The sequence below is a fragment of the Bradyrhizobium sp. genome, from assembly GCF_016462955.1.
Classification (GTDB): Bacteria; Pseudomonadota; Alphaproteobacteria; order Rhizobiales; family Xanthobacteraceae; genus Bradyrhizobium.
In genome coordinates, this window is record NZ_JAEMSD010000305.1 from 1 (window position 1) to 8,494 (window position 8,494).

Here is an 8,494-nt window from a genome sequence, read left to right on the forward strand (position 1 = left end):
GTTCAAGAGCCTGCCTAAGGACCTCCAGCACGTTCTGGTCGATGAAGCCTTCTTTGTCGGGCTGAAGGAGGTCGGCAAAGGTAACCGCAAGCCCGCGTTCGGCTACGAAATGATCGACACCATGTTCCCGGCGAAGTTCGGCTATACTCAGAACACGCTGGGGGGCGGCGCGAGCGGCGCCGGCGAGCTCGTCAGGACCGGCGATATGAACCTGCTTCACGCCACGGTCCAGACCCAGCTTGGCGGCGATGTCTCGATCTTCGGGCCCGGCGGCAGCCTGATCGTCGGCTCGCTGGCGGCGGAATCGAATACCGCGCTCAAGCTGCGCGACATCGGCATCCTCACCCTTGGCGGCGGGGCCATCAACACCTTCACCGACCAGAACGTGCTGGTGAATTCGAGCCGCGTTCTCACCACCCAGGGCGGTGACGTCACGATGTGGAGCTCCAACGGCAATCTCGATGCCGGCCGCGGCTCCAAGACGACGCTGTCGGCACCGGCGCTCCAGGTGCTCTACGATCAGGACGACTACCCGTTCATCGATCTCGGTGGCTACGTCACCGGCGCCGGCATCGGCACGCTGAAGGCATCGTCGGCTGCTAGGGGCTCGTCTGATCTTTACCTGCTCGCGCCACGCGGCATAATCGACTTCGGCACGGCGGGTATACGAACTCCGGAAAACGCCTTCATTATTGCCCCCGTTGTCGCGAATTTCGGCAATGCCTCGGTCCAGGGCACGACGACAGGCGTCCCCACGATCTCCGTGCCGAACGTCGGGGCGCTCACCGCAGGCTCCAACACAGCCGGCGCCGCAGCCAAGACGGCAGATACTCCGACCGCCGGCGGGGCGAGCAAGCCCGCCTCGATCTTCATCGTCGAGGTCATCGGCTATGGCGGAGGCGACGGCCAGGATAACTCCGGCAAGGAGACCGATGAAAACTCGGCGGGCGATGGCAAGCAATGATCGACAGGATGGTTCTTTGCGGCGATTGGCGCGCCTGCGCCCAGTCGGAGCGCGCCAAGGCGCCGGTTACGAGCCAATATTGCTCTTCGGAGACCCGCGGAGCGTGACGACCGGGCCGATGCGAATCTGACACCCTATTCAAATATCGGTCACAGCAACGATAAGAAACTTACCTAAACAATCCGTAACGACGCGTTAGGGCAGAGGGCTGCTGACCTGCGAAGTCCGTACGTTTCCTTTCTGATTTTGTGTTTTGGGGGCTGAAATGCGTGCGACACATCCGCTGGAGCAGATCTGCTCGGAGTCCGCGCTGAACAAGACGAATGCCAAGATCTACGATCTCGGCTTGCGGCAAGACGAAAGTGGCCGCCTGCGCCGCATCAAGAACCTCGAGCACGAAAACGCACTGCTGATGCGCATGGTCTCCGAGACCCAGATCGAGATCGCACGGCTCCGCGATCTGCTGAAATCGACCTGAAACGATCGCGTTAGCCGCCCGCGGGTGGCGAGATCCGTATCGTGGGCCCAGTTCAATCGTCGCCCTTCTGTCGGCTGGTTCAGGCGGAGACGTCGCCCGCTGCTGTGGAGATTGTCTCCGGGGACCTTTGGTCCACAGCCGGCCGCGTGCCTCGTGCACAGCATGGCCGGAGACCTCGTTTTCGCTGATGCACGCCGCGAGCCGTCTATGAAGCAGGACGATCCATCGCATCCCGAAGTGCAGCGGCGTCTTGAAGGTCCGTCCGGGCCAACATCAGCTTGGTGTGAAGCAAATAGTCATGCGGTTTTGGAAGATTGTGTCGATCGCATATGGCGTGATCGCCTCGGTTGGACTGGGTGGTTGCGGCTTCATACCGATGTCGGGACCGGCCAGTCTCGACGTGAGGAACGAGAACACCACGAGTCTTCCGTTCGCAACGGTGCAGCTCAATCCGGATGTCGTGCAGCTGCTCGAGAAATACGAGCCCAACGGACTGGCGGGTGTCATCGCCGACTCCCGGCCTCCCTCGAGTATCAAGTTCGGCATCGGGGATATCATCAGCGTCACCATCTTCGAGGCGTCGGCCGGCGGTCTTTACGTGCCGCTGGAGGCCGGCGTACGCCCCGGCAATTTCGTGAATTTGCCTGATCAGGCCATCGACAACGACGGAAACATCACGGTGCCCTATGCCGGCCGCATTCGCGCCGCAGGCCGCACCAACGTGCAGGTGCAGGAGGATATCCTGGCCCAGATCAAGAAGCGCGCGATCGACCCGCAGGTCGTCGTGACCTCGAGTCAGCAGCGCTCCTCGCTCGTCAGCGTTTTCGGCGAGGTGAGGACGCCGGTACGCTTCCCGATGCCGTCGGCCGGCGCGCAGGACCGCATCACCGACGCGATCACGCGTGCCGGTGGCATCAGCGGTGCCGGGTGGGAAACCTGGGTCGTGTTGGAGCGCAATGGCAAGCGGGCTACGGTCCCGTTCGGCAATCTCGTTCATTTCCCGAACAGCAACGTCTTCGTGCAGCCGGGTGATCGCATCTATCTGTATCGCGAGCCCATGAAGTTCATCGCGTTTGGCGCAACCGGTCAGCAGGGGGAGTTCAATTTCGACGCCTGGCGGATCAACCTGACACAGGCGGTCGCAAAGGCTCGCGGGCTGCTCGACCTCCAAGCCGATCCGGCTTCCGTCTTCCTCTATCGCCGCGAGCCGCGGGATGTCGCGGAGCGGCTGGGCATCGATTGCTCGAAGTTCGACGGCGACTCCGTCCCGATTGTCTTCAACGTCAATTTTCAGGATCCGGCTGGCTACTTCATTGCGACGAAAATGACGATGCGTCCGTTCGACGTGATCTATGCCGCCAACGCGCCTCAGGTCGACGTGACCAAGGTTCTCTACTTCATCAACACGACCCTCGTGACAGCGCAGAGCGGCGTGACGCTCGTCAACACCATCCGCAATCCGGGATCGACGACATCGACGACGACGATCACGACCACCGGTCCATGAAGTTTGGAACGTGCCGCCGACCTCGATTCACGTCTGGCCGCTTGACGCCCCGCTTGTAGATGTTACTCATCACATCAGCCGGCATCATTCGTCGACCGATGATGTTACGAGGCGCCTTCGGCCGGGCCAGTCGATGTGCCGGCGAGCAGGGGAGAGCGGCATGAGCCGGGCTTCGCACCGACGTGGATGGTTGGCCGGACAGGCCTTTGCTGCTGGCCTGTTTGCGATGGCGGGGTCCGGCGCCGCGCAGTCGCCCGGACCGGGGCCGCTCGACCCGATCCCACCGCCGCGGCAGGGCACGATCATAGGCGGTCAGCCCGGGCCCAGCTTCGAGCGCTGTCTTGACGTGCAGATCGGGAACGAAGGCGCCTTCGGGTGTCTCAATCAGAAGCTCAGGCGCGAAGTGGACAAGGTGAACCCGTCGCTCAACTTGCCCCCCATCGATGCGCGCTCGCCGGACGTGCGCGTCGGCAATGTGAACGAAGCCGCTGTCCGTCAGCAATACGGCTCGAACTACGGCCGCTCGGCCATTCCGTACCGTCCCCCGAGCATTCCCACCAACGTTCTGCCGCGGCGCTGATGTCAGCACGTCACGGACAAGCTTGCGACCGCAGGCGGTTGCTTCTACCGCTGCTCGCCGCCGTCTGTCTGGTGTTGTTGCCGGAGCAGGCGCGTTGCGAGGAGGATGTCGCGATTGACGGAAGCATCAAGGCCGATGCGGTCGCCGAAGTCGCGAGTGGCGATGACGAGGTGGCGCCGCTGGAGCTCGAACGTTTCGCGCCCCGGCCGCTCACTGCAGCGGATTTTCCGCCGGCCAATCCGCTGCTCTTCGTGTCCGCTTATCGCACCGGCGCGATGTTCGGCCGTGATTGGCGCGCCGGCCGCGCCGAGTACCGCTCGTTGATCGAGCGTGAGTCGCTTGCCTTCGGCCTGCCGCCGGCCCTGGTCGACGCCGTGATGGCGGTGGAGAGCCGCTACAATCCGCGCGTCGTCGGTTTGGATGGCGAGGTCGGCCTGATGCAGGTGATGTTGCCCACGGCTCGCATGATGGGCTTTGCCGGCACGCCCGCCGAACTGGCGACGCCCGAGGTCAACGTGCATTATGGGGTGCGCTATCTCGCCGGCGCCTGGCGCCGTGCCAACGGAGATCTCTGCACCGCCGCCATGAAATACCGGGCCGGCCACGGCGAAACGCGATTCTCTCATCTGTCCGTGGAATATTGCACGCGAGTCCGCTCGCACCTGACTGCGAACGGAATTCCCGTGACCGGCTCGGTCCCGCAGCCGACGTTCGGCCGCCCGGCAGGCAGCCGGGGCACTGGCGGTCGCGTACGGACGGCCGGCGGAGCGATCGACTTCACGTCACTGAACACGCGCCTGCAAGGGGCGGTCGAACGCAGGCCATGACTGAGGCTGATCCGGGTTGACTCCGGCGACATTGACGGGGCCGATCAACCGGCCGGCTCAGGAGCGGGGCTTCGTGGCCGAGGCGCGCCGCCGCCGGGCCGCCGGCCTTGCCCGACCGCTCGCGAGCGCTTGACCGATGGCGCGCCAACATTTCACCGCATCGCGGAACGCATGTTCGTGCGCGGGGCTTCGGCCGCGCCAGTCGATCAGTTGCTCGGCATCGGCGACCGTTGCCTCACCCGACTTGAGCCGCAGGATGAAGGACAGGGCTTCACGAGTTAAGGGATCTAAGTGATCGACCTGTTGGCTTCGCTTCGTCACGATCCAGCGCTTTCCCGCACCCGCCGGCCGTGAGCGGATGCTCGCGATCGACATATCTCTGTACGTATGACGAAGCTGGACGCTGAAAACCGAAGTTGACTCGGGTGGGACGTTTGAGGCGATCGGCGCAGTGTTCGACGGCCTGTTTGAGGTCGGTTTCGACGGTGCGGACCGTCACGCCGAGCAGGGCAGCGATCTCGCGGTTCGGCATGCCCTCGATACGCGAAAGCATCAGCACGCGCCTGCGGCGCTCCGGCAACTCGGCGATTGCGCGCTTGAGCAAGTTGATCTCGGATCGATCCTCGATCACGCGCGCGGCGTCGGGTCGGTCGTCGGGAATGTCGAGCAGGGCATCGACCTCGCCGGAGGTGAGGCGGCGCTTCTCGGCGCGGCGGCGGTCAGCGGCAATGTTGAGCGCGATGCGGAACAGATACGCCTTCGGGCTGCGCACTTGGTCGAGCTCGCGCATCCTTTCCAGGCGCAGATAGGTTTCGTTGAGCGCTTCCGAAGCGAGGTCCGGCGAGCCGAGCCGCCGCGTCAACCGCCGATCGAAGTCCACGTACTCAGCGAGCAGAAGTGTCCGCAGGCTGCTGATGCTGTCGATGGTCATGTTACGCCCCCACTCAGTCTTATCTTGACGGCGGGACGGTAGTTAGACCGCACAACGACAATGTGACGAAACGTTAGTGAATACCAATCTCGCTTTGTTAGTTGAGTTATGTTGCACGAAATCATCACGGCGGTGATGAGCGGGCCACGAAAAAATTTTCGTTGCTGCGCGCAATGCAACGTCTAGCGGATAAGGCCATCCAGACCGTGCGTTTCGGTCGGTCCGGGCCGTCCGAACAATGCTGGCGAACCGTGTACGAGCGGGACGCAGTGCAAGAATGATATCGAGGCGCAGGTGAATTCGCGGGGTATGTATCATAACGGTGTGCATCGTCGTGCACCGTGGCTGCCGCGCGATATCAGGGCCGGCGCCGCTGGTGCGTGGCGCCGGATCTTCTGCGGTTTGATCATCTGCGCGATTTGCACGACGAAGGCGGCCGCGGCGAAATCCGAGACGACTGCCGCTGGTCCAGGCGCCAAGCAGGCTGCCGCCGCGCCTGCAGGTGCAAAACCCGGTCACGATGCATCGAAGAAACGCGATGCCGGGAAGGATGGCGTCGCCCCGAAGCCCGCTGAGCCGCAAGCGCGCTTCGATATCGACGAATATCGCGTCGAGGGAGCGGATAGTTTGCCGCAGATCGAAATCGAGGCGGCTGTCTACCCCTTTCTAGGTCCCAACAAGTCCGCGGACGAGGTCGAGAAGGCCCGCGCGGCCGTCGAGAAGGCTTATCACGACAAGGGCCTCCAGACCGTCGCCGTCTCGGTCCCGGAGCAGGATGCGCAGCGCGGCTTCGTCGTGCTCAAGGTCGCCGAAAATCGCGTCGGGCGGTTGCGTGTCAAAGGATCACGCTATTTCGATCTCGCCAACATCAAGGGCAGCGCGCCTTCGCTCAAGGAAGGAACACTGCCGAACTTCCAGGCGGTCACGAAGGACATCGTTGCGCTCAACCGGTGGCCGGACCGCCGTGTGACCCCGGCGCTGCGGGCCGGTGTAACGCCCGGAACAATCGACGTGGATCTCAACGTCGAAGACACGTTTCCGTTGCACGGCAGTGCCGAGATCAACAACCGGCAGAGTCCGAGCACCACGGCGCTGCGTTCCAGCGTATCGCTCCGTTACGACAATCTATGGCAGCTCGGCCACTCCATGACGTGGAGTTTCCAGTGGGCGCCGCTCAATCCGAAAGACGCCATGGTGATCTCCGGCTCGTATCTGGCCCGGACCGAAATCGATTGGCTCAGCGTGCTCGTCTACGGCCTGAAGTCGGAGAGCTCGGTTGCAACCGTCGGAGGTGCGAACGTCGTCGGTCCGGGTCAGGTGGTCGGCGGTCGCGCGGTGCTGACCTTGCCGGGCAAGGGCGAACTCTTCCACACCTTGTCGCTCGGCGTCGACTACAAAGAGTTTCAGCAGACGTTGCGGCTCGGCACCGACGCGTTCGACTCCCCTGTGACTTACGCGCCGCTCGTCGCGAGCTACGGCGCAAGCTGGCAGGCCGAGGGACGGCTGACGCAGCTCAATGCCGTGGTCACGACGGGCTTGCGAGGCGTCGGCAGCAGCCCGCAAGAGTTCGACGCCAAGCGCTACAAGGCGACGGCCAGCTTCGCGCACCTGCATGCCGACATATCCCACACCCAGGAACTCGCCGAAGGCTTCCAGCTATACGCCAAGCTGCAGGGCCAGGCCGCCGATCAGCCGCTGGTGTCCAGCGAACAGCTGAGCCTGGGCGGACAGGACACGGTGCGTGGATATCTGGAGTCCGAGGTGCTCGGCGACTACGGCGTGGCAGGAACGGTCGAAATCCGCAGCCCGAACCTCGCGCCATACATGGCACAAAACCTGCCGAATCCGATCGGCGATCCCATCAAGTTCAACGCCGTCGACGACTGGCGCTTCTTCGCGTTCGCCGACGCCGGTCACGCGCGTATCCACGAGCCCCTCGTCGACCAGCAATCGCACTTCGATCTTGCGAGCTACGGCGTCGGAATGCGGATGAAGACACTTCGCTACTTCAACAGCATCGTATTCGTCGGCGTGCCGCTGACCAACCAGCAGGTCACGGTCGCCAATCATCCACGGTTCGGCTTTCGGCTCTGGGGAGAATTCTAGATGTCGCTCTCTCGCTTCGGATCACGTCCCCGATTTCGCCTGAGCGCACCGCTGATGCTCGCGCTGCTCCTTCTTGCGGCGCTGTGGCCGAGTTCGGCGTCGGCGTGGTGGAACGAGCAGTGGACGCTGCGCAAGAAGATCACGGTCGACACCGGTCCCTCCGGTGCCGGGATCAGCGATGCGATCGGCCCGGCTCAGGTGCTGGTCCGTCTTCACGTGGGCAATTTCCGCTTCGGCGCAGCGAAGGAGGACGGCGGCGATCTGCGCTTCGTAGCCGCCGACGACAAGACGCCCCTCAAGCACCATGTCGAGAAATACGACTCGCTGCTCGGCGAGGCATTGGTTTGGGTCGGCGTCCCCGACCTGAAGCCGGGCGCCAAAAACGACATCTGGCTCTATTACGGCAACCAGAAGGCTCCTGCTGCCGTCGACGCAAAGGGCACCTACGATCCCGACACGCTGCTGGTCTATCATTTCAACGATCGCTCGACGCCGGCGCAGGACATCACGGCTTGGGCGAACGCTGCGCAGAATGCGGTCCCCGCCGCGGACGGTGCCATCATCGGGCAGGGAGCCCGCCTCGATGGGCAGACCGCGCTCATGCTGCCTGGCTCGCCCTCGCTGGTTGTCGCCGAGAACGGCGAACTCACCTGGTCGCTCTGGTTCAAGATGACCGCACCGCAACCCGGAGCCGTTGTCTTCTCACGCAGCGAGGGCGCGAACGGGCTCACGGTCGGGCTGGACAACGGCGTTGCCTTCGTGGAAGTCGCGAACGGCGGCAACGTCCAGCGCAGTGCCGGCGGCGCGGCGATCGCGGCCGGCACCTGGCACCAGATCGCCTTCACCGCGAAGGGCAGCCAGATCACCCTCTACGTCGACGGCAATCAGGCCGCGACGCTCGCCGCCGGTCTGCCCACCATGACGGGCTCGGCGCAACTCGGTCGTGCCGCATCTGCAGTTGCCCCCCCTGCGGATGCGGCCGCCCCTGCCGCCGATGCAACTCCCTCTGCGGCCGTATCGACCGGCACCGCCGTGGGCTTTGCCGGCGACATCGACGAATTCCAGATTGCGAAGGTTGCGCGTCCGGCCGGCTTCATCAAG

General features: G+C 63.9%; 9 protein-coding genes. 7 read left to right on the forward strand and 2 right to left on the reverse strand.

Translation table 11 applies throughout. The features are described from left to right. The 5 genes from JHD07_RS25800 to JHD07_RS25820 all read left to right on the forward strand — a co-directional run. Positions 1–964 (forward strand): filamentous haemagglutinin family protein (locus JHD07_RS25800; RefSeq protein ID WP_291627179.1); only part of this gene is annotated, 964 nt, incomplete at its 5' end. 265 nt (positions 965–1,229) lie between these two features. Further along, a complete protein-coding gene (locus tag JHD07_RS25805) occupies positions 1,230–1,442 on the forward strand; it encodes a hypothetical protein (RefSeq protein WP_291627181.1) in 213 nt (70 codons plus the stop codon). A 298-nt stretch (positions 1,443–1,740) separates the two neighbouring features. Further along, positions 1,741–2,949, forward strand: a complete 1,209-nt coding sequence (locus JHD07_RS25810) for a polysaccharide biosynthesis/export family protein (protein ID WP_291627183.1) — start codon at positions 1,741–1,743, stop codon at positions 2,947–2,949. Between the two features lie 190 nt (positions 2,950–3,139). After that, positions 3,140–3,529 carry a hypothetical protein gene (locus JHD07_RS25815; protein WP_291627185.1) on the forward strand — a complete coding sequence of 130 codons (390 nt, stop codon included), beginning with the start codon at positions 3,140–3,142 and terminating at the stop codon, positions 3,527–3,529. A 38-nt stretch (positions 3,530–3,567) separates the two neighbouring features. After that, a complete protein-coding gene (locus JHD07_RS25820) occupies positions 3,568–4,356 on the forward strand; it encodes a transglycosylase SLT domain-containing protein (RefSeq protein ID WP_291627187.1) in 789 nt (262 codons plus the stop codon). A 57-nt stretch (positions 4,357–4,413) separates the two neighbouring features. Here the strand turns inward: JHD07_RS25820 and JHD07_RS25825 are convergent, their stop codons facing one another. Together JHD07_RS25825 and JHD07_RS25830 are read right to left on the reverse strand one after the other, a co-directional pair. Further along, positions 4,414–4,731 (reverse strand): DUF4880 domain-containing protein, encoded by a 318-nt coding sequence (locus JHD07_RS25825; RefSeq protein WP_291627189.1) that lies wholly within the window; start codon positions 4,729–4,731, stop codon positions 4,414–4,416. Beyond that, complete coding sequence (locus JHD07_RS25830) at positions 4,628–5,287, reverse strand: RNA polymerase sigma factor (protein WP_291627191.1); 660 nt, start codon at positions 5,285–5,287, stop codon at positions 4,628–4,630. Before JHD07_RS25830 ends, JHD07_RS25825 begins: the two co-directional genes overlap by 104 nt. 309 nt (positions 5,288–5,596) lie before the next feature. Between JHD07_RS25830 and JHD07_RS25835 the strand changes: the two genes are divergently transcribed. Next, complete coding sequence (locus JHD07_RS25835; RefSeq protein WP_291627193.1) at positions 5,597–7,393, forward strand: ShlB/FhaC/HecB family hemolysin secretion/activation protein; 1,797 nt, start codon at positions 5,597–5,599, stop codon at positions 7,391–7,393. Continuing rightward, positions 7,394–8,494, forward strand: a 1,101-nt coding sequence (locus tag JHD07_RS25840) for a DUF2341 domain-containing protein (protein ID WP_291627194.1), incomplete at its 3' end; no start/stop codon positions are given.